Annotated in this window: 17 protein-coding genes; 11 read left to right on the top strand and 6 right to left on the bottom strand. The window is 71.5% G+C overall.

The window, feature by feature from the left end; all coding sequences use genetic code 11:
- Positions 1 to 3: 3 nt before the first annotated feature.
- The 6 genes from AB0E94_RS33895 to AB0E94_RS33870 all read left to right on the top strand — a co-directional run bounded on the left by AB0E94_RS33895 (position 4) and on the right by AB0E94_RS33870 (position 5,851).
- A complete protein-coding gene (locus tag AB0E94_RS33895; RefSeq protein WP_360334956.1) occupies positions 4 to 894 on the top strand; it encodes an EamA family transporter in 891 nt (296 codons plus the stop codon).
- Between the two features lie 542 nt (positions 895 to 1,436).
- Positions 1,437 to 1,877: a hypothetical protein gene (locus tag AB0E94_RS33890; RefSeq protein WP_360334954.1), complete on the top strand. Its 441-nt coding sequence runs from the start codon at positions 1,437 to 1,439 to the stop codon at positions 1,875 to 1,877.
- Between the two features lie 209 nt (positions 1,878 to 2,086).
- Complete coding sequence (locus AB0E94_RS33885) at positions 2,087 to 2,506, top strand: SHOCT domain-containing protein (protein WP_360334952.1); 420 nt, start codon at positions 2,087 to 2,089, stop codon at positions 2,504 to 2,506.
- A 921-nt stretch (positions 2,507 to 3,427) separates the two neighbouring features.
- Positions 3,428 to 4,270 (top strand): oxidoreductase, encoded by an 843-nt coding sequence (locus AB0E94_RS33880; RefSeq protein ID WP_360334950.1) that lies wholly within the window; start codon positions 3,428 to 3,430, stop codon positions 4,268 to 4,270.
- 28 nt (positions 4,271 to 4,298) lie between these two features.
- The gene (locus AB0E94_RS33875) at positions 4,299 to 4,889 is read left to right on the top strand and encodes a TetR/AcrR family transcriptional regulator (protein WP_360334948.1); all 591 of its coding nucleotides are present in this window, start codon (positions 4,299 to 4,301) and stop codon (positions 4,887 to 4,889) included.
- A 311-nt stretch (positions 4,890 to 5,200) separates the two neighbouring features.
- Positions 5,201 to 5,851: a hypothetical protein gene (locus AB0E94_RS33870; protein ID WP_360334946.1), complete on the top strand. Its 651-nt coding sequence runs from the start codon at positions 5,201 to 5,203 to the stop codon at positions 5,849 to 5,851.
- A 1-nt stretch (position 5,852) separates the two neighbouring features.
- On the opposite strand, the gene AB0E94_RS33865 is transcribed toward AB0E94_RS33870, so the two are convergent.
- The 3 genes from AB0E94_RS33865 to AB0E94_RS33855 all read right to left on the bottom strand — a co-directional run bounded on the left by AB0E94_RS33865 (position 5,853) and on the right by AB0E94_RS33855 (position 7,930).
- Positions 5,853 to 6,455, bottom strand: a complete 603-nt coding sequence (locus AB0E94_RS33865) for a helix-turn-helix domain-containing protein (RefSeq protein WP_360334944.1) — start codon at positions 6,453 to 6,455, stop codon at positions 5,853 to 5,855.
- A 616-nt stretch (positions 6,456 to 7,071) separates the two neighbouring features.
- Complete coding sequence (locus tag AB0E94_RS33860; RefSeq protein ID WP_360334942.1) at positions 7,072 to 7,653, bottom strand: hypothetical protein; 582 nt, start codon at positions 7,651 to 7,653, stop codon at positions 7,072 to 7,074.
- 79 nt (positions 7,654 to 7,732) lie between these two features.
- Positions 7,733 to 7,930: a ferredoxin gene (locus AB0E94_RS33855; RefSeq protein ID WP_360334940.1), complete on the bottom strand. Its 198-nt coding sequence runs from the start codon at positions 7,928 to 7,930 to the stop codon at positions 7,733 to 7,735.
- Between the two features lie 92 nt (positions 7,931 to 8,022).
- Between AB0E94_RS33855 and AB0E94_RS33850 the strand changes: the two genes are divergently transcribed.
- On the top strand, positions 8,023 to 9,201 hold the full coding sequence (locus AB0E94_RS33850; protein ID WP_360334938.1) for a cytochrome P450: 1,179 nt from the start codon (positions 8,023 to 8,025) through the stop codon (positions 9,199 to 9,201).
- Positions 9,202 to 9,244: 43 nt separating this feature from the next.
- Positions 9,245 to 13,159 (top strand): PAS domain S-box protein, encoded by a 3,915-nt coding sequence (locus AB0E94_RS33845; protein ID WP_360334935.1) that lies wholly within the window; start codon positions 9,245 to 9,247, stop codon positions 13,157 to 13,159.
- Between the two features lie 722 nt (positions 13,160 to 13,881).
- On the opposite strand, the gene AB0E94_RS33840 is transcribed toward AB0E94_RS33845, so the two are convergent.
- Complete coding sequence (locus AB0E94_RS33840) at positions 13,882 to 15,201, bottom strand: ROK family transcriptional regulator (protein ID WP_360334933.1); 1,320 nt, start codon at positions 15,199 to 15,201, stop codon at positions 13,882 to 13,884.
- A gap of 46 nt (positions 15,202 to 15,247) precedes the next feature.
- Between AB0E94_RS33840 and AB0E94_RS33835 the strand changes: the two genes are divergently transcribed.
- A complete protein-coding gene (locus AB0E94_RS33835) occupies positions 15,248 to 16,480 on the top strand; it encodes an MFS transporter (protein ID WP_360334931.1) in 1,233 nt (410 codons plus the stop codon).
- Positions 16,481 to 16,992: 512 nt separating this feature from the next.
- On the opposite strand, the gene AB0E94_RS33830 is transcribed toward AB0E94_RS33835, so the two are convergent.
- Entirely contained in the window at positions 16,993 to 18,078 is a 1,086-nt protein-coding gene (locus AB0E94_RS33830) for a nucleotide disphospho-sugar-binding domain-containing protein (protein WP_360334929.1), read from the bottom strand.
- A gap of 80 nt (positions 18,079 to 18,158) precedes the next feature.
- Here AB0E94_RS33830 and AB0E94_RS33825 point away from each other — a divergent pair, with 80 nt between their 5' ends.
- A complete protein-coding gene (locus tag AB0E94_RS33825; protein WP_360334927.1) occupies positions 18,159 to 18,416 on the top strand; it encodes a DNA-binding protein in 258 nt (85 codons plus the stop codon).
- Here AB0E94_RS33825 and AB0E94_RS33820 read toward each other — a convergent pair.
- Entirely contained in the window at positions 18,364 to 19,221 is an 858-nt protein-coding gene (locus AB0E94_RS33820) for a Clp protease N-terminal domain-containing protein (protein WP_360334925.1), read from the bottom strand. The two genes, AB0E94_RS33825 and AB0E94_RS33820, sit on opposite strands and share 53 nt — an antisense overlap.
- Positions 19,222 to 19,640: 419 nt before the next feature.
- Between AB0E94_RS33820 and AB0E94_RS33815 the strand changes: the two genes are divergently transcribed.
- Positions 19,641 to 20,693, top strand: a 1,053-nt coding sequence (locus AB0E94_RS33815) for a non-reducing end alpha-L-arabinofuranosidase family hydrolase (protein WP_360334923.1), incomplete at its 3' end; no start/stop codon positions are given.

Genomic DNA, 20,693 nt, shown 5'->3' with positions numbered 1-20,693 from the left:
CGTGTGACTTCGGTGGGTACGGGACTCGTCCTCGGCGCGGCCCTGTCCGTGCAGTTCGGCTCGGCGGTGGCGGCGCTGCTGTTCCCACGGGCCGGCGCCGCCGGAGTGGTCGCGCTCCGGCTGGTCATCGCGGCCATCGTGCTGCTCGCCGTGTGCCGGCCCCGGCTGCGCGGGCACCGGCGTGCCGACTGGCTCTCGGTGCTCGGGTTCGGTGTCGCCATGGCCGGCATGAACGGGCTGTTCTACCAGGCCATCGACCGGATCCCGCTCGGGCCGGCGGTCACCCTCGAGGTGCTCGGCCCGCTGACCCTCGCCGTCGTCACCGCCCGCCGCCGGTCCGGCTGGCTGTGGGCCGGGCTCGCCCTCATTGGGGTCGTCCTGCTCGGCTACCGGGGGTTCGACCTGCTCACCCCGGCCGGGGCGGCGTTCGCGTTCGGGGCGGGCGCGATGTGGGCGGGTTACATCGTGTTCAGCGCCCGCACCGGGCAGCGGCTCCCCCGGGCCGACGGGCTGGCGCTGGCCCTCGCGGTGGCGGCGCTGATCACCCTGCCGTTCGGGATCGCCGACGCCGGGGTCGCGCTGCTCGACCCGGTCACGATCGGGCTCGGGGCGGTGGTGGCGCTGATGTCGTCGATGCTGCCGTACACGATGGAGCTGCTGGCCCTGCGCCGGATCCCCACGTCCACGTTCGCGGTGCTGATGAGCCTGGGCCCGGCGGTGGCGGTGCTGGCCGGTTTCGTGGTCCTGAACCAGCGCCTGTCCCCACTGGAACTCCTGGCCGTCGCCCTGGTGATCGTGGCCAGCGCCGGCGCCGTCCAGACTCCGCGTGCCGACCCGCGGTCCGAATCGGACCGCAGGGCACCACAGCAGGGTTCTGCCGCACCCGCGCGGTGAGGTGCGGCGAGCCCCGAAGCGCGTGCCGAAACGCGGTGCGGATCGGACCGCAGGTCGCCACACGAACCGCGACCCAGACCCCCGTAGGTCGCCACACGAACCGCGACCCACACCCCGTGGCCCGGCACGGCGCGAATCGGACCGCTGGTCGCCACACGAGCCGCGGCCCACACCCGCGTGGCCCGGCACGGCGCGAATCGGACCGCAGGTCGCCACACTAACCGCGACCCACACCCGCGTGGCCCGGCACGGCACGGATCGGACCGCGGGTGGCCACATGGGCTGTGGCGGTGGGCGGGGCGAAACTTGTCATACGGGCGGGGCATGATGGCAGCCATCCTGATCGCCGTCCGCGCCTGACGGCCCGACCCGGAAAGGCCTGCCATGGTTCCCATCACCGAGCCCGTCGAACTCGTCGGCCCGCCACCATCCGGAAAGGCCGAGGCGGGCGGTGTCGTGATCCCGTTCCCCGGCCGCGCCCCACAGCCGGGCGCCGGTCCCGGTCTCCGGCCCCGCCGTCCGGAGCCAGCCGAGCGGACCGAGTGACCGCCGGCTCCCACTGGGGTCTGCGTCCGCGCGACAGCATCAAGGCCGAGTGCGACCGCCGGGGAACCGCGGCCGTGATCGCCGGCTGCATCCGTCTCGCCGATGGTGACGACGCCGACCCGGACCTGGTCCTGGCGCTGGGTGGCCCGGCCGCCGGGCGGTTCCTGACCGGGCCGCCCCGTCCGGACCGCTACTGGCTACGGGTCTGGGGGATGCGCGGGCTGCTCTGGGTGTGGGACGACAGCGCGACGCCCGCCACCGTCGCCGCACTGGCCGCCGACGCCTGGCGGGTCCGCGAGATGGCCGCTAAGGTGGCGGCGAAACACCTGGTCGGCGAGGCCCTGCCGGTCCTGGCCGAGATGCGCGGCGACCCGGTCGAGCGGGTCCGGCGGGCCACCGACCGGGCCATCCGGGTCCTGACCGGCGCGGCCGCCTGACAGCCCGGCACCTGACAGGCCGGGCACCTGACAGGCCCGGCTCTGACAGCCCGCGGATCTGATGGCGCGGGCGCCTGAAAGGCGGGGTGGCTGACGGCGCGGGCGCGCAAAGTAATCCGCTCGGGATGAGGGCCGCCGGGCCGGCACACGCTGCACTTGACGGACGAGACGCCGATCCGGGTCGGCGCTCCTTCCGGAAAGGAAATGGCGTGTTCGACGACAACGGTTCGTTCCTGCTGGCGCTGCTCGAGTTCTTCATCTTCGTCGCCTGGTTCATGTGCTTGTTCTGGGTCTTCGGCGACCTGTTCCGGAGCAAGGACCTCGGCGGGGTGGCCAAGACGTTCTGGTGCCTGTTCCTGATCTTCCTGCCGATCGTGGGCATGCTGATCTACCTCATCGCCCGGGGCAGCGGCATGACCGAGCGCGCCCTGGCCGCCCAGGCCGAGGCGGTCCGCCGGCAGGACGCGTACATCAGGCAGGTGGCCGGGCCCTCCGCCGGCAGCCCCACCGACGAGATCGCGTCCGCCAAGCAGCTCCTCGACTCCGGCGCGATCAGCGCAGCCGAATACGAGCAGCTGAAAACGAACGCCCTGGCCAAGACCAAGACCACCGCGGCCTCCGCCGCCTGACTCGGTGGCAGGCGCACCCTCGCACGGCCGGCCGGATCCCCCGCCGGCCGTACGAGGTGGCCGCTTCGGGACAGCATGGCCCACTCCGGCGCGCACCCACCCGCACAGATCTTGTTGACTTCGGTCGCACTCGAGTTCCGCCATTTGGGGATCGCTTGGGTGACGGCGCACCGGGTGTCGGTCGCAGACCTTGGTCGCCGGCCTTCCGCTGGATGCGGTCGGCGGCGCTCGGCCCGGCCCGGTCGCCAGCGCGCGGCCAGACGCGGTCGCCGGCGCTCGGCTCGGCGTGGTCTCCGGCGGCCGACGACCAGCGCACACAATGCGGCAACGTGCGATTTCACCCTCGCCGGGACGACGATAGGCGCACGCGGACGGCACAACGTGTGCGCCCGTCCCCGTCAGAGCGAAGCAGGCGCACACGGTCGGCACAACGTGTGCGCCCGTCCCCGTCAGAGCGAAGCAGGCGCACACGGACGGCACAACGTGTGCGCCCGTCCCCGTCAGAGCGAAGCAGGCGCACACGGTCGGCGAACGTGTGCGCTGACCATCGCTGCGGCCCGGCGAACGTGTGCGCCGGCCATCGCTGCGGCCGACGGTGTCAACGGTCAGGACGAAGACGGACCCGCTCTCGGCATCGCCTCTGGACGGCCGTCCAAGGCCATGAGACCTCACGGTGATCTTGCGGAGCTGGTTGGGGATGACACTGACCAGGACGAACGCAAGACTCGCTTCGGCTGTGGCCCTGACACGCAATGTCGCTGCCCATATGGCGAAACTCGAAAGGCAAACCTGTCTCGCCGAACTCCACAGGATCGGCAGGAGATCCGGACCTCGACTCCGAGCGCGAGCGCGCGAGGTCGCAAAGCAGCAAATCAAACAGGCCCTGTCGATGCCTTGCAGGTGTACGATACCGTACCGTACATGACAGTCATCATCGTGACCGGCGCATCCGGTGGCATCGGCTTTCACACCGCGCTCGAGCTGGCGCAACAGGGTCATCAGGTGGTCATCGCGGCCCGTGGGCGGGAGCGCGGCGAAGCCGCGGCGGCCCGGATCGGCGCCGAATGGCGGCACCTCGATCTCGGCGATCTCACGTCGGTGCGGCGCTTCGCGCAGGATTTCCGTCAGCGGTACGGGCGACTCGACGTCCTGATCAACAACGCCGGGGTGATGGCCGTCCCGCGGCGGGAGCTGACCACCGACGGGTTCGAGCGTCAGTTCGGCGTCAACCATCTCGGCCACTTCGCGCTCACCGGCCTGCTCCTGCCCGCCCTCGAAGCGAGCGACGACGGCCGGGTCGTCACCGTCACCAGCGGCCTGCACCGGCGCGGCCGGATCGACTTCGACGACCTGATGGGCGAGCGGCGGTACCGGCAGTTCGGCGCGTACTGCCAGTCGAAACTCGCGAACGTGCTGTTCGGGCTGGAACTCGGCCGGCGGACCGGACTGACCAGCGTCCTCGCGCATCCCGGCGTCGCGCACACCGATCTCGCCCGCACCGGCAGCCGCGCGCGTGACCTGGTCATCGCCCTGGTGCGCCGGTCGGCACAGTCCGCTGCCGCCGGCGCCCAGCCCATCCTGCGGGCCGTCAAGGGCAAGACCGGGGAGGCGTACGGTCCGGACGGCCCCGGTGAACGCCGAGGCAAACCGACCCGTATCGAGGTGTCGCCGGCCGGCCGGGACGAGACGGTGGCCCGGCGGCTGTGGGCGATCTCCGAGGAGCTGACCGGGGTGCGATACGGTACGTTGACCACCGCTCAGTGATCTTTTGCCGTTCTTGGGGAGGCCGGGGATGCCACCATCACCGGCCACCCAGCATCGGCTGGCGCCGGATCGGGAGGCGGCCATCCTCGACGCCATCCGGGAGCTGCTGGCCGAGGTCGGCTACGACCGGATGTCGATCGACGAGGTGGCCCGCCGGGCCCGGGCCAGCAAGGCCACCATCTACCGGCGCTGGTCCGGCAAACCCGACATGGTCGCCGCCGCCCTGCACGGTCTGATGATCGACCATCCGCCGCTGCCGGACACGGGCTCGCTGCGTGGCGACCTGATCGCCGCGATGACCGGTTTCTGCCGCGTCTACGAGCGCAAACAGCCGATCGTCCTGAGCCTGCTGGCGGCCATCCGCGCCGACCCGTCGCTGGGCCGCCTGCTGCACGAGCACGTCCTGTCGACGGGCGTCGCGGAGTCCGCCGAGGTCCTCGACCGCGCCGTGGCCCGGGGCGAGCTCACCGGCACCCCCGACGTGACCACCCTCGTCGAGGTCGGCAAGGCGCTGCTCTGGCACCGCCTGCTGCTGTCCGGTGAGCCCCTCGACCACCCCTGGGTGCTCCACGTCGTCGACGACGTCCTGCGCCCGTTGCTCGGGGTTGCCGACCGGTAGCGATTTCCCTCAGATCGTTCACCGGGCAGCCGATCCTCGGGCCCGTGTCGCAGCCCCGCCCACCGGAACCGAACCGCCGCCCGCCATTCGTCGACGCCTTGGCCGATGCCTGGGCCGCACGAAGCGCCGAGGCCACTCGCCCCGTCGGCGCCGCTCCCCCGACCGGCCAGCGTGGCACCACCGCGCCCCATCCACCGCCGACTACCAGCACGGCCTTCGCCCCACCGGGTAGCGCTGCGGGTCTCCCTCCATCAGGCACAGCCGCGGACTTTCCAACGCCGGGTCTCGCCGCGGCCGGTCGTTCGCGACGGTTGCCGCGCCCCGCGGTCTGGGCCGCCTGGACCGGTGGCATCACGCTCGCCGCCGTCGCTGCGCTGGGCGCGCTCGACGAACCGCGCCCCGCCGAGCGGGTGTACCGAACCGACACGACCGACGTCGCCCTCTGGCGGGGGACCCCGGCCGACCCGCTCAAAGACATGTCCTCGGCCGAGGACATGTCGCACTGGGCGCTCCCGACCAGAATGCCGGAGCCACCGAGGCCGCCCACCGAGGCGCCCATCCCGGTCGGCGGCGAACTCATCTGGAGCGACGACAAACGCATGATCTTCGAGGGTGACCACGGCGAACGCGCGCGGATCACGCTGGTCCGGGTCGGTGATCCGAAACCCGGCCGCGATCCCGCCGCCCCGGGCGTCTCCGGGATCGACCCTGCGTCCCGTGACCGGATGATCACGGTGGAGGTGAAGGTCGAGAACATCGGCCTGATCAGGCTGCGCACCGACGTCGAGGAGAACGTCTGGCTCCTCGACGACCAGTACAACGAGTACGAGTACGACCGCGACCGGACCGCATCCGCGGCGGCTGGCCAGCCCGGCCTGCTCGACCCGGGCGCAACCCTGACCAGGCTGGTCATCTTCAAAGTGGATCGGTCGGTGACCGGGCTCCGCGCCCAGGTGGGCTGAGTCAGGCGGCGCCGATGCTGGTCAGGTGGGCCTCGAACGCGGCGACCATGTCGAAATCGGGCTCCAGCAGCCACTGGGTCTGGAGGCCGTCCATCACCGCGAGCAATCCGGCGGCGAGATCGGCGGCCGGCGGCCCGAGCGGCAGACTTCCCTGCTCACGCGCAGTCTCGATGCCTTCTGTCGCGGTTCGGCGCACGTCGTCGTACCGCTGCCGGAAGAACCTGTGGGCCGGATGATCGGAAGCGGTCGCCTCAGCGGCGAGGGTGGTGAAGAGATGGACCATGCCTCGGTCCGCCGCGTTGCGGCGGACCAGGTCTCGCAGACCGGCGACAAAGCCGCCGGAGGTCGCCGCGAGCTCCAGGCTGTTGCCCAGGTCGCGCTCCTCCAGCAGGGCCACCAGCAGGCCTTCCTTGGAGCCGAAGTGGTGGATGATGTTGGCCGCGCTGACGCCGGCCCGCTCGGCGACGTCCCGCAGGACGCCGCCGCGGAAACCATGCTCGGCGAAGACGTCGCGGGCGGCGTCCAGGATGGCCCGTTGGGCTTCACGACCGGAGACGTACGGGCCACGCGGGCCACGTTTGCGGGACTCGGCGGCGTTCGTCACCCGTCGACCGTACTGGGTGCGATTCGCCGGTTCGTCCCGGGTTCGAACTTATGCCCGTGGGCCGGAACCTGTCTGAGCTACGGCTCGTGCGGTGTCCACCAACCTCACCGGGTTCCGGGCCCCCGACCTTGGCCGGTTCGCCACCGTTTAGAGGCCTTCTGCTGCGCCACCTCCGCTTGAGAAGGGCAGACCTCAGGCGGATGACATCTCCTCGGCCGCGACGCCGCCGCCAGCAACATCTCTCCACGGCTCGTCGGCCAAGGCCCGTCGTTCGCCGGTCGCCGGTCGCCGGTCGCCGGTCGCCGGTCGCCAGGTCGTGGATCTTGCACGACTTTTCACCCTCGCGCCGATCTTGCAGCCCTTTCCGCATCCCAGCAGGAAGAGGGCTGCAAGGTCTCCCCGGCGCAGTAGACCTTGCACGACAAACCATGCCCGGACATGAAAAGCCGTGCAAGATCGCCGCCAGGGTGGAGAACCGTGCAAGATCCACGAGGCCGACCGGGGCCGAATCCACTGCGAGTACGCCATTCCGCCCCGGGCCGGTGCCGTAGCTCAGACAGGTTCCGGCTCGCGGGTGTTTCCGGCGAGACCGATCGCGGGATCTGATGAATGGCCGTCAGAGCAGTCCGGTGAGCGCCTGCCGGGTGATTTCGGTGGCCTCGGCGAGCGCTTCACCGCCGCCCTCCGGATCGGTGTAGTCGACCTGGACCAGCGCGTTGGCGCTGCGGGCGTACACACGCACGCCACGTTTCGGGACCAGCCGGGCGAACGCGTTGTCGCCGAGGCCGTCGAGCGGCTCGGTCGAAGCGGCCGGCGCGGTGGATCCGGTGACCGCGGGCTGGGCGGTCGCGGTGGCGGTGGCGCGGTCCTTCTCCATGACGCCGATGGCGAGCTGCTCTGCCGTGCTGCCCCCGCTGGCGGCACGGTAGACGGTCACGCTGAGGGCGACCTTCTCCTTCTTGTTGTCGGCGGTCCGGTACTGGCAGCGGACGCTGAACAGGGTCGGGCTCCGGTAGGCGGCGGCGCTCCGCTTCCCCGGTTCCTGGCCGGGGAGGGCCGGGCACTCCTTGGCGAATCCGGACCATTTGGCGGCGGCGTCCGGGGTGTTCGCGGACTCGGGCGTTCCGCCGTTGTCGCAGGCGGAGACGGCCAGAAGAGCGGTCCCGAGCAGGATCAGTGGCCGTACGGCTATGTTCACCGCCGGAATGGTAGAGATCGGGAATCGGCAGCGCCGTCCCGGAACGCGTGTGGATCACCACATGTGAGATGCGCCCGGTTCAGTCACCGGAGAGGGCGATGGCCGCGACCGGGCAACCGGCCGCCGCCGCACGGGCCGCCGGCTGGTCCGGTTCGGCCGGGAACTCATCGAGCACGACCGCGATGGCGTCGTCGTCACGCTGGTCGAACACGTGTGGCGCGGTCAGGACGCATTGACCAGAACCGATGCACTTGTCTTCGTCGACGGCGATCTGCACCTGACCTCCCGGTGACTGTTTTGACCGTTTGCTACCTCGTCGTCCTAGCCGTACGCTACCAAGTAATCAGACGTTTACTCTAGGAGGCGGCCATGCCGGATCAGGAGAACGTGCTCGATTACCCGTTCACACCCCCGACGGCGGTGGACCCGCCCGCGGAGTGGCAGGAGCTGCGCGCGAGCTGCCCGGTGGCCCATGTGCGCACCGCCGCCGGCACCGACGCGCTGCTGCTCACCCGCTACGACGACGTCCGCACGACGATCACCGACCGCCGGTTCGTCCGCAACACCCCGGCCATGGCCAACGCCATGGGCGCCGGGCCGGGATTCCTCAACGACGAGGACGGGCACCAGCGCTGGCGGCGGCTGCTGACCCGCTCGTTCACCGCCCGGCGGATGACCGCCCTCCAGCCGGGCATCACCGGCATCGCGCACCAGCTGGTCGACGACATGGTCGCCGGCGGGGCGCCGGCCGACCTGCGGACCGCGCTCGGTTTCCCGCTGCCGGTCTACGTGATCTGCGACCTGCTCGGGGTGCCGGCGTCCGACCGGGACCGGTTCGCCCACTGGTCGGACCGGTTCCTCAACATCACCCGGTTCACCGCCGAGGAGACGCAGGCGTCCGGGCGGGAGCTGTGGGCGTACATGCAGGCCCATGTCGAGGCCAAGCGCCGGGACCCGGGCGATGACCTGCTGTCCGAGCTGGTCACCGTGGTCGACAGCGAGGACGGCCGGCTCTCCGAGCCGGAGCTGGTCTTCACCGGGCAGGCGCTGCTGGTCGCCGGGCACGAGACCACCGCCAACATGATCGGCAAGATGGTGGCCATGCTGCTGGCCCGGCGGGAGCGCTGGGAGCGGCTGCTCGCCGACCCCGGCCTGGTGCCGACCGCCGTCGAGGAGGTCCTCCGGTTCGACGCCAATCTCGGATTCGGTACGCACCGCCTGGTCACCGAACGCGTCGAGATCGCCGGCACGGTCGTCGAGGCGGGCACCACCGTGCTGTCGGCGATGCCGTCGGCCAACCGTGACGAGCGGGTCTTCACCGACCCCGGTGAGATGGACCTGGCCCGCTCCCCCAACCCGCACCTGACCTTCGGCGCCGGCCCGCACTCCTGCCTCGGCCAGTCGCTGGCCCGGGTCGAGCTGCGGACCGTGCTGAGCGTGCTGCTGGAGCGGCTGCCCACGCTGGAGCTGGCCGTCGCCGTCGAGGAGCTGCGGCGTCGTCAGGGCCTGCTGGTCGGCGGGCTGGAGGAGGTGCCGGTGCGCTGGTGAACGGCCCCCTCACGATCCGGGCGAACCGGCCGATCGTGTACATGTGCATGTCGGGATCCTCGAACGCGTCGACGGTCAGCCGTTGGAGCTGCTGGTGGGAGCATTCACCGCCAGCCCCGTGCCGAAGGTGATCCTCACGCTCGCCGAGGGCGAGGTCGGCCGGTTCGTCGCGGCCAACCAGGCGTTCGGTGACCTGCTCGGCTACGACAGGCACGAGCTGATCGGGCAGTCGTCGCAGATCGTGGTCGCCCCCGAGGACCGGGACGCGGTCAGTGACGTGTTCGAGGGCATGATCGCCGGCCGGATCCGGGAGGCCGTGGTCGAGCGGGTGCTGGTCCGCCGGGACGGCTCCCGGGTGTGGATCTCCAGCCGCAACTTCCTGGCCCACGACCGGTCCGGGGCGTCCTTCCTGATCGCCGAGATCGTCGACAGCAGCAGCCGGCAGGCGCTCGCCGACAGTGAGGCGTGGTTCCGGTCGCTGGTCGACGCGTCCCCGATCGGGATGGCCGTGCTCGACGGGGACGGCCGCTGGACCAGGGTCAACCCGGCCGTGTCGGCGCTGCTCGGCTACACCGGCGACGAGCTGGCCGGGCTCACCCTGTCCGGCGTCACCCACCCCGGCGACCGGGACGCCGACGGCCCGGTGCCCGACGACCTGGCCTCCGGAGCCGGCCGGCAGGTCACCCGGCGGCTGCTGCGCAAGGACGGGCAGGTGCTGTACTGCCTGGTCACGGTCACCGTGCTGACCGCCGAGTCAGGGGTGCCGGTCCGGTTCCTGGCCCAGATCGTCGACGTCACCGCGGGCCGGCGCAGCCAGGAACTGCTCGACGTGATGATCACCGCGAGCCCGGACCTGCTGGCGCTCACCACCCTCGACGGGACGGTGCTGCGGGTCAACGCGGCCTGGCAGCAGCTCCTCGGCTGGAGCGAGGACGAGCTGACCGGAACCCGGCTCGCCGACCTGCGCCACCCCGAGGACACCGGCGCCGGCGCCACCTCCGGCGAGGGCACCTACCGCTACCGGGCCAAGGACGGCCGATACCGGTGGGTGCAGTGGTCCGGCCGGGTGGTCCCGGACCAGCAGGTGATCATGGGGACCGGGCGGGACGTCACCGACGCGATCGTCGCCGAGCAGTCGGCCGCCCGCGAGACCGACCGGCTGCGCACCACGATCCGGGTGCAGCGGGAGATCACCGCGGTCGCCGCCGACCGGGACGCGGTACTACGGCTCATCTCCGACCGTACCCTCGAAGTGATCTCGACCGGCGAAGCCGCGGCGGTCCATCTGACCGACCCTGGCGGCCGCACCATGCGGATGGTCGCCGGCACCGGCGACCTCGCCGGCCGTGACGTGCCGGCCGTCGCCCTCTCCGGATCCATCATCGGCACCGCCGCGGCCAGCGGCGTCACCGTGCGCTGCGACGACACCGCCGTCGACCCGCGGGCCAGCCACAGCCTGTCACGAACGATCGGCATGCGCTCGCTGGTGGTGGCGCCGCTCCGGACGGCCGGCGGGGCCGTGTTCGGGGCGCTGCTGGTCGCCAGCGCCCGGCCCGGCGCGTTCGACGACGGTGACGAGCAGCTGCTCACCCTGCTGGCCGACGCCGTCACCGGCGCGCTGCGGCACGCCGAGGAGACCGCGGCCCGCGCCGCGATGACCGACGCGCAGGTCCGCCGGCTCAAGGACACCCTCCAGGTGCAGCGGGAGGTCACGGCGGCGGCCGCCGACCGGCAGGCGGCCATGCACACCGTCGCCCGGCGCGCGGTCGACCTGTTCCCGGCCGCCGACGGCTCCGCCGTCGAACTTCTCGAAGACGATCATCTGTCGTACGTGGCAGCCGCCGGCACCCTGGCCCGGTTCCCCGACTCCGCCGACAGCCCAGCCGAGAACGCCGGGCCGGGCTCCGTCCTCGAAGTTCCGCTGCACGCCGGCGGCACCCCCATCGGGTTCCTGAAGATCTCCGCCGAACGACCGGACGCGTTCGACGACAGCGACGAACAGCAACTGTCGCTGCTCGCGGACAGTCTCAGCTCGGCGCTGCGGCACGCCGACGACGCCGCGCACACCGCCCGCGCGCTGGCCGAGCTGGCGGTCAGCGAGAACCGGTTCCGGCTCACCTTCGACAACAGCCCGGTCGGGCTCACCCTGTCCAGCCTGCAACCGGGCGAACTCGGCCGGTACCTGCACGCCAACGCGGCCATGTCGGCGATCACCGGCTACTCCTCCGAGGAGCTGAGCCGGATGACGTACGCCGACCTCCAGCACCCTGACGACGTGGCCAGCACCGACGAGTACGCGCGCCGGCTCCGCTCCGGAGAGATCGACACGGTCATCCTGGAACGCCGTTACCGGCACCGGCAGGGCCACACCATCTGGGTGGCGCTGCGGGTCGCGGTGGTCCGCGACGACGACGGGAACGCCCGGTACGTGGTCAACCAGGTCGAGGACATCACCGCCCGCCGCGCCGCCGACGCCGAACTGCGCCGCCAGGCCCGCCTGCTGGAGCTCATCCCGGCCGCGGTCATCGTCCGCGACCTCGACGGCACGATCCGGTGGTGGAACGCAAGAGCGACCGAGTTGTACGGGTGGCCGCTGACCGCCGCCACCGGCAAGACCGCCGACCGTCTCCTGGCCACCGGGTATGCCGCCCACAGCACGGCCGCCGAACAGCGTGACCGTCTCGAGCACGACGGCCGCTGGGAGGGCCGGCTCCAGCACGTCACCGCCGACGGCCGGCTGCTCACCGTGATGAGCCGGCAGGTCCTGCACCAGCCCGAACCCGGCCCCGACGGCCACCTCGAACCGGTACAGGTCCTGGAGATCAACAGTGATGTGACCGCGGCCCGGGCCGCCGAGATCGCCCTCGCCGACAGTGAACAGCGGCTCCGCGCCCAGTTCGACAACTCGGCCGCCGGGCAGGTCATCCGCGCCCTCGACGGCACGCTGACCGCGGTCAACCGGGCGTACGCCGGGATGCTCGGGCACACCGCCGACGAACTCACCGGCCGCCCCGAGGCCGAACTGCTCGACCCGGCCGAGGTCGAGGAGAACCGGCACCTGCTGGCCGGGCTGTTCGCCGGGGACGCCGACTCGTACACCCGGGAGGGCCGGCTGCGGCACGCCGACGGCCACCGGGTCGACGTCGAGGCCACCGTCTCCCTGGTCCGCGACGACACCGGCCGTCCGAAACACCTGATCGGCGTGGTCACCGACATCAGTGGCCGGCGTGCCGCCGAACGCGCCCGGGACAACGCGGCCGCCTCACTCGCCGAGCGCAACACCGAACTGGAAGCGGCCAACCAGCTGAAACTCGACATCATCGGCATGCTGGGGCACGAGATCGGCAATCCGCTCACCACGATCCAGGGCCAGGCCGAGATCCTCGCCGACGACTGGGCACGCCTCGACGACAGCCGGCGCGGCCGGGCCATCGACGCGATCGGACGGCAGGCGGCCCGGCTCGACGACATCGTGCGTGAGGTGCTGGCGATGGTCACGATCGACGCCGGCAGCATCCGCGCCGACCGGCGGGAGCTGTCCGTCCGGGCCCAGATCGACAGCGCCCTGGCGTCCTTCCTCACTCCGGAACCGCTGCCCGTGCACGGGGACGACGCCCAGGTGCTGTTCGCCCCCGGCCATCTCCAGCAGATCCTGGTGAACCTTCTCTCGAACGCGGCCAAGTACGGCGGGGGCGCCACGGCCGTGCGGATCGCCCGAAGCGACGGCTGGGTGCACGTCACCGTCGAGGACAGCGGCCCGGGCGTCCCGGAACAGTTCCGCGACCGCCTGTTCGACCGCCTGACCCGCGCCGAACGCGACGCCACCACCGTCAAGGGCACCGGCCTGGGCCTTTACATCGTGCGGGGCCTGGCCCGAGCCAACCACGGCGACGTCCACCACGAGCCCAACCCGGCCGGCGGTTCCCGTTTCATCCTCGATCTGGAGGCCACCCCCTGAGCCCACCGCCCCCGGCACCCCTCCCGCGCAGCTCTCCACTGCACTTCTCCCCTGCACCTCCCCCGCGCCACACCACGCCCGCGGCCGTCATTCGGCGCCCGAACGCTTTCCCGGCAGACGGCCTTCGCGGCGCCCGAATCTCCTGCCGATCTTGTGGAGTTCCGCGAGACAGGCGTGACCGAAGTCAACAAGATCGCGGGCGGGGTGGGGCCACGGCTCTGAAGTCTCTTGCTACCTGTACAGATCTTGCACGATCCTCCTCGCCCCCGGCGATCTTGCAGGATTCTCCTCGCTGCTGGCGATCTTGCACGATTCTCCCTGCCCTGGAATGCATTACCGTGCAAGAACCACTATGCTGCGCAGATCTTGCAGCCATTTCCCGGGCGGGGCACGGAATTGCCTGCAAGATCGGCCCGAGAGTGAATATTCGTGCAAGATCTACGGAGGGCGCGGAATGCTTGCGGCCGTGATGCCCAAAAGCGAAACGAGTACTGGCAGAAAACAATAATAAAACGGGTGTAGGCAGAACGACAGTAAGCGAAAAGCGGCGAGTGAACCGGCAGAGGAAATCGGAAGCGAGCGAAACGGTGGAATACATCACCAGAGGGCTTTCGGTGTCGCGGTCAACCCCAATTATCTGCGATCCTGTTGATTTTGGGCACGCCTGTCTGCGGAACTCCACAAGATCAGCGGAAGGTTCGCATCTCGATTTCTAGAGCACTTCAGCGGAGGCCGGTGGGAGCGGGCAGGCCGTACCGGGAGTTGAGCACCTGCATCGCTGCGCCGGCCGCGATCACGTCGGTTCCGAGGCTGGTCAGGCTCACCTCGACGGTCAGCCAGTCGGCGCGGGGGACCTGGGTACGCACGGCCTGCTCGACCACGTCACGATAGAGCTCGCCGTGGGCCAGCAGGTCGGCGCCGGCCAGCACGATCTGCCCCAGGTCGAGGGTCTGCAACAGGTTGACCACGCCCACCCCGAGCACCGCGGCAGCCACCGCCGGGTCGGTGGCCTGATCGTGAACCGCTTCGAGACAGCCCCGCCGGCCGCAGGCGCATCGTGGGCCGTCGAGCTGGACGACCGCGTGCCCGAACTCGCCGGCATTGGTGTGCGCGCCCCGATGAGCCGCCCCACCGAGCCACAGGCCGGCCCCGACCCCGCTCTCCACCATGATCAGGGCCGCGTCCCGGAAGGCCGGCCCACGCCGCCAGGCCTCGGCGGTCACTGCGGCGGTGACGTCCTTGTCGACGACGACCGGCAGGCCGAGCGCCGTCGCGGCCAGGTCGGCCAGCGGGATGTCGTGCCAGTGCCGCAGCCGGTGCGCGTCCCGGACCGTGCCGGTGGCCTGGTCGAGCGGCCCGATCATGCCGATCCCCACACCCGCAAGCCGCCGCACCGGCCCCTGGCCGTCATCGGCGGGTGGGCTCGCCGCCCGCCCGGCGCCGCCATTCCGCTCGCCGCCGCCGCCATTCCGCCCGATGCTGCCCCTACTTCCGCCGTCGCCGCCGACGGCGCCGTCATTCCGCTCGCCATCGCCATCGCCATCGCCATCGCCAGGGAGGGAACCGGGCGCGCGGCGACCGGCGTCAGCGGGGTGGACCTGAGGTGCGCGGCGGGCGCGGTCGGCGGGATCCGGCACGGACAGGTCGTTCCTGGTGATCATCGTGGTGACGCCGGCCGCGAGGCGGGACAGCAACTGCGCGGGGGTGAAGTCGGCCGGGAGCGGGGTGGTCGCACGATCGTGGATGTCGCCGGCCAGGTCGGTCAGGGCCAGCCGCAGGTTACGGCGGGTGACGTGGGCGCCGATCGCCCAGCGGCTCTCCGGCACGAGGCGGTAGACGGCGGCGGGTTTGCCGAGAGCCGGACGGCGTACCCCGGCGGGCTCGATGACCCCCTCCTCCAGGAGGCGGGCCAGCACCTTGGAGGCGGCCTGCGGGGTGAGGCCGGTGAACTCGGCGACGGTGCCGCGCTCGATGACCGGCCGGGTCCGGGCCAGGGCGAGGACCTGGGCCTCGTGGTAGTCGCGGAGGAAGGCGAGGTGCACCGGCTCACACTACAACTAACGCAACAGCGTTGCTAAAGTCCGCGGCATGCCCCACATAAGCAACAGCGTTGCGGAAGTCGGTGCCCGGCGCCGCTGGCCGGCCCTGCTCGCCCTGGCCTTCGGCGCCGTCGCGATCGGCCTCACCGAGTTCGTGCCGGCCGGCCTCCTGCCGCAGATCGCCCAGGACGTGCTCGGCGCCGAATACACGACGTCACCACCCGACGCCGTCGCGCACGCCGGGTGGATGGTCACCGCGTACGCCCTCGGGGTCGTGGTCGGCGCGCCGACGATCGCCGCGCTCACCGCCCGCGTTCCCCGCCGCCGCCTGGTCCTCGCGCTGCTGGTGATGTTCGTCGCGGGCACCGTCGCGTCCGCCGTCGCGCCCAGCTTCGAGCTGGTCATCGCCGCCCGGTTCGTGGCCGGGCTGCCACACGGGGCCTACTTCGGCGCGGCCGGGCTGCTCGCCGCCTCACTCATGGGCCCCGGAAGCGAGGCCCGCGGCTTCGCCGCAGTCCTGAGCGGACTCACGGTGGCCAACGTCGTCGGCGTGCCGGCCATCACCCGGCTCGGGCAGACAGCCGGATGGCGTACGGCGTACCTGCTCATCGCCTTGGTCTTCGCCCTTGCTCTGCTGGCCGTGGCGGCGACCGTGCCCGACGCCCCGGCGACCGGCGGCTCCCCCGCCGCCGAACTGCGATCCCTGCGCCGCCCGCTGGTCTGGCTGACCGCGGTGACCGCGGCGGTCGGGTTCGCCGGATTCTTCGCCATCAATAGCTACATCGCGCCGGTCACCACCGAGGTCACCGGGCTGTCCACCGGCGCCGTCCCCTGGGTGCTCGTCGCGATGGGCCTCGGCATGACCGTCGGCAACGCGGCCGGCGGGTGGTACGCCGACCGGGACCTGCCGCGCGCGACCCTCCTCGGGTTCGGCGCCATGATCGCGACGGCGGCGCTGTTCGGGCTGACCGCCGACACCACGGCCGGGCTGTTCGCCGGCGCGTTCCTGATCGGCGGGACCAGCCTGTTCCTCGGGCCGGCGCTACAGTCGCGGCTGATCGCGGTCGCGCCGGGCGCACAGTTGATGGGCGCGGCCGTCAACCAGTCGGCCATGAACATCGCGAACAGCCTGGGCGCGGCCCTCGGCGGCGCGGTGATCGCGGCGGGGCTCGGCTATCGTGCCCCGGCCTGGGTGGGGGTCGGTCTCGGCGTGGCCGGGTTGGCCCTCGCGGCGGCCGGCTTCGCCGTCGACCGGCGCCACCGGCCGGCCACAGCGGATTAGCCGGATCAGGTGGGCAGGCTGGGCGGCGGCAGGCGGCCGGACAACGGCGAGCGTTCCGGGTCGAGGTCCGTCCCCGATCTTGCCGGGCTTCGGGCGTCGGCAACGTCGACCAGCGCACACAATCGCTGATCGTGGGCTTCTGTCGTTGTTGGAGCGGATGCGAGCGCACACGTTCGATCGATCGCGTGCGTTCGTCCGCGCCCTGGCGAGGACCGGAGCACGCACAACGTCAACGTGTGCTCCCGTCACCGCGGGGCCGTGCTCAACCTCGACCGACCGGACCCCATCCGATGCCTGAGCGACCGCCGGCGTGGTGCGGATCTCGGAAAAGGATGCTCCTCCGCGGGGACGAACTGCCCGGGGCCATGGCTTGCGGTTCGCCGGGCGCCCCGTTACCCGAAAGGTCCCGGATGGCTCCCTGACCGAAGATCACCCGTAGCCTGGGTGTGCCGGTGCGGCACGGCCGGAGAGTGTCGCGGGGAGACGTTTCGAGCAGGCGGCGGCGCGCCGCGTCACAGTAGGGATTCGACCTCGCCGGCAGCGGCGGCCGCGCCCGGCGCGGAGCGGATTCCGGCGCCCAGCCGGGCCGCCGCGGCGAGGTGCGGGCCCGGGGCGAGCATGCGATCGACGGCGGTACGGATGGCAGCCGCCCCTGCCTGCCGGGACACCACCGAGGCCACCCCGGCACGCCGGAGAACCGACCCGACCAGCGGCTGGTCGCTCCGGTCGAACGCCGGCAGGATCACCAGCGGCAGGTCGTGGGCGAGCGCCTGCATCGTCGTGCCGTGGCCGCCGTGACCGACCACGAGGGAGACCTCCGGCATCACCTCGGCGTGCGGCACGAAGCCACGGACCTCCACGTTGGCCGGCGCCCGGATCTCCGAGGGCCGCACCGAGTGCCCGGTGGTGACGACGACCGGCAGCGGCAGGTCGGCCACCGCGTCCACCACCGTCTGGAGCGTCCCGACCTGCCCCGGGTAGTGCAGCGAGCTGAGACTGACCAGCACCCGCCCGGACGAGCGGGCCGGAACGGCCGGCGGCACCACCGGCCCGACGACCCGGGTGTTGGGCGGCAGCGGCGACAGCGGCTCCAGCGACGGCAGGGTGGTGACCAGCACCCGGTCGGCCCCGTCCCAGAAGCGCCGGGGCGGCAGGCCCTTGAGCGTGGCGACCGCGTTGAGCGTTCCCGCGCCGAACTCCTCCCGGATGTACCCGTAGAAGGTGTGCACGAGTGACACGTGCCGCACCCGGGCCCGCCGGACCGCGGCGAACGCCCCGAGCAGCATGCAGTCGACGACGGCGACGTCGCAGCGGAACTCGCGGAGCAGGTCGGTGACGTCCCGGCCGGCTCCGCGGTCGACGCAGGTGGCCAGGTAGGCGAGCTCGGCCCGCCGGGTGCTGAGGCGCGCGTCCGGCTGCCAGGCACGGGCCCGCCGGTAGGCGTGGAAGAGCAGCCCGTGGGCCTCGATCCGGGCGCGCATCGACGGATGGCCGAGCACCCGGACCCGGTGGCCGCGATCGCGCAGCTCGGCCGCGATGCCGAGGGCGGGCGCGACGGCGCCGCCGCCGTCCCACGTGACGATCAGGACGTCGCTCATGTCAGGGGACCCTATCGCCGGTCCGGCCGGCGTGGACCCCCTTGCATGGGCCATCTAGTCCTCGGCCTATAGTCCCTTGCATGGCGCGGCCACCTTTGTACCTCGTGGGCAGCTACGAGATCGGCATTCTGCTCGGTAATCTCAGCCGGCAGCGGACCTACCAGATCACCCGTCGGGCGAGTTTCCCCGAGCCGGTCGCCGAACTGGCCCAGGGGCAGGTGTGGCTCGGCGACCAGGTCGAGGCGTGGATCGCGGCCCACCGCGGCGGGCCGTCACATCGAGGGGTCACACCAGGTTCTCCGCCAGGAGCCGGCCGGCCCGGTTTCCCGGATGGCTGACCAGCACGCCGAGCAGGGCGCTGGTGTCCTCCGGCCAGTCGGCTCCGGGTTTGAGGAGTTCCTTCACCGGGACCTCGTCCTCCTCGCGGTCGCGCCACCGGGCGACGTGCCGCCAGTCCACCCCGACCTCGACCAGCGCACGAACGCCCTCGTATCGTTCGTGCGCCGGGCCGAGCAGGTGGGGGTACGCGCAGACCACCTCGTATGTCATCAGCATCGCCCGGAGCACGTCGTCGGTCCGTTTCGGACCACCGCGGGCCTTGGCGATCAGGTCGGCTTCGAGCGACGCCCACAGCACCGGCGCCTCCGCGTAGTTGATGCGGACCCGCACGATCGCGGTGAGCAGGTAGTCCCGCACGCCCCGGCCGCGGAACCGGGACCGGCCGATCAGCCGGTCCCGGACGGCCACGAGGTCGGCCGGCACCCGCTCGGCCCTGGCCGGCGCCCGGCCGGAGAGCAGCGCCTCCCGCACGGTCTCCACATCGGCCCCGCACTCCCGCAGCAGCTCCCCCGCCTGCGACTGTGGGTCCTCCAGCAGCACCGCGAGCAGCTGCTCGGCGCTGGGCTCGCCGTGGACGAGCCGGGCCCGGTCGACGGCGGCCGGTCCGTCGTCGGGCGCCGGCCACCGCCCGGCCTGTGCCCGGAGGACCGCGTGCAGGACGGTCGGTGTGATGTCGTAGGCGTCGAGCACCCGCCGGACCCCGGCCCCGGCTCTCAGCGCGCCGGCCAGCAGGTGTCCGGTGCCTATCCGCTCTCCGCCGAGCGCCTTCGCGACGGTCATCACCGCGGAAACCTTGTCAGTCATGACCAGAGACTAGAAATCGACCGCCATAGTCCGCGTCGGCCTGCAGACCGATATCGCCTATGCCTCTGGTCGTACCCGGTGTCGTTCAGCTCAGGTCCGGCAGGCGGTCGCCGGGCCCTGGCGGGCGGCGGTGGTCCAGCCAGAAACCGTAGACGCGCAGGCCGGAGACGAGGTCGCCGGCCAGGTATGCGGCGTAGCCACCGAGGCCGTCGGCGTTGTCCCGCTCGTCGGCGCGCTCACTGACCGACCACCGGGCCGGAAAGGCGCCGGCCGCGCGGCTGCGTGAAAAGCGTTACGCGCGCCCGGCCGAGATAGTCAGCTTGAAGCGGCCGGTTACCTCCTGGCAACATCACAACGGCGAATGTGAACGCTCTCATTTCGCATTCGTTCCCGTTCCCAGTCATCCCCGGAGGAACCTCATGTCCAAGAGCGCCCTCACATCCGTACGAATAGCGCTGGCTCTGCTTCTCGCCGGCGCCGGATTCGTCGCGGTGACCGCGACCGCCGCGTCTGCCGCGACGATCGACACCACCGCGTCGTATGTGCTGGTCAACCGCAACAGCGGCAAGGCTCTCGACGTCTACAACCTGGCCACCGGCGACGGCGCCCGGATCGCCCAGTGGGCGCGCAACGACCAGGCACAGCAGCAATGGCAGTTCGTCGACTCGGGCGGCGGCTGGTACCGCCTGAAATCGCGGCACTCGGGGAAGGTCCTCGATGTGCAGAACCGGTCGACCGCCGACGGCGGGGCGATCGTGCAGTGGAGCGATAACAATGCCACCAGTCAGCAGTTCACGATTCAGGACATCGACGGATACGTTCAGCTGATCAATCGCAACAGCGGAAAGGCCGTCGAGGTCCAGGGCGCGTCGACCGCGGACGGGGCGAACGTGGTGCAGTACAGCGACTGGAACGGCGCCAACCAGCAGTGGCAGCTCGTCAAGCTGGGCAGCGGTTCCGGTGGCTGCACGCTGCCGTCGGCCTACCGCTGGTCGTCGACCGGTTCGCTGGCCACGCCGAGGTCGGGGTGGGTGTCGCTCAAGGACTTCACGCACGCCCCGTACAACGGGCGGCAGCTCGTCTATGCGACGACGCACGACACCGGCACGTCATGGGGCTCGATGAACTTCGGGCTGTTCACCAACTGGTCGGACATGGGTTCGGCCAGTCAGAACGGGATGAACTTCGCCGCCGTCGCGCCGTCGCTGTTCTACTTCGCGCCGAAGAACATCTGGGTGCTCACCTACCAGTGGGGCGGCCCGGCGTTCTCCTACCGCACCTCCAGCGACCCGGCCAACCCGAACGGCTGGTCGGCGGCGCAGACGCTGTTCACCGGGAGCATCTCCGGTTCCGGCACCGGCCCGATCGACCAGGCGATCATCGGTGACTCCAGCAACATGTACCTGTTCTTCGCCGGTGACAACGGCAAGATCTACCGGGCGAGCATGCCGATCGGGAACTTCCCCGGCAGC

The sequence above is a fragment of the Actinoplanes sp. NPDC026670 genome (genome assembly GCF_040638175.1).
Classification (GTDB): Bacteria; Actinomycetota; Actinomycetes; order Mycobacteriales; family Micromonosporaceae; genus Actinoplanes.
Note: the sequence above shows the minus strand (reverse complement) of the source record. Positions and strands in the feature narration are given on the sequence as shown.

What these genes read in the sequence shown, in the direction of transcription:
- AB0E94_RS33880 (WP_360334950.1), top strand. Translation starts at nt 3,428, where the DNA reads ATGACAGTCATCATCGTGACCGGCGCATCCGGTGGCATCGGCTTTCAC.
- AB0E94_RS33875 (WP_360334948.1), top strand. Translation starts at nt 4,299, where the DNA reads ATGCCACCATCACCGGCCACCCAGCATCGGCTGGCGCCGGATCGGGAG.
- AB0E94_RS33850 (WP_360334938.1), top strand. Translation starts at nt 8,023, where the DNA reads ATGCCGGATCAGGAGAACGTGCTCGATTACCCGTTCACACCCCCGACG.
- AB0E94_RS33835 (WP_360334931.1), top strand. Translation starts at nt 15,248, where the DNA reads ATGCCCCACATAAGCAACAGCGTTGCGGAAGTCGGTGCCCGGCGCCGC.
- AB0E94_RS33830 (WP_360334929.1), bottom strand. Translation starts at nt 18,078, where the DNA reads ATGAGCGACGTCCTGATCGTCACGTGGGACGGCGGCGGCGCCGTCGCG.
- AB0E94_RS33825 (WP_360334927.1), top strand. Translation starts at nt 18,159, where the DNA reads ATGGCGCGGCCACCTTTGTACCTCGTGGGCAGCTACGAGATCGGCATT.
- AB0E94_RS33820 (WP_360334925.1), bottom strand. Translation starts at nt 19,221, where the DNA reads ATGACTGACAAGGTTTCCGCGGTGATGACCGTCGCGAAGGCGCTCGGC.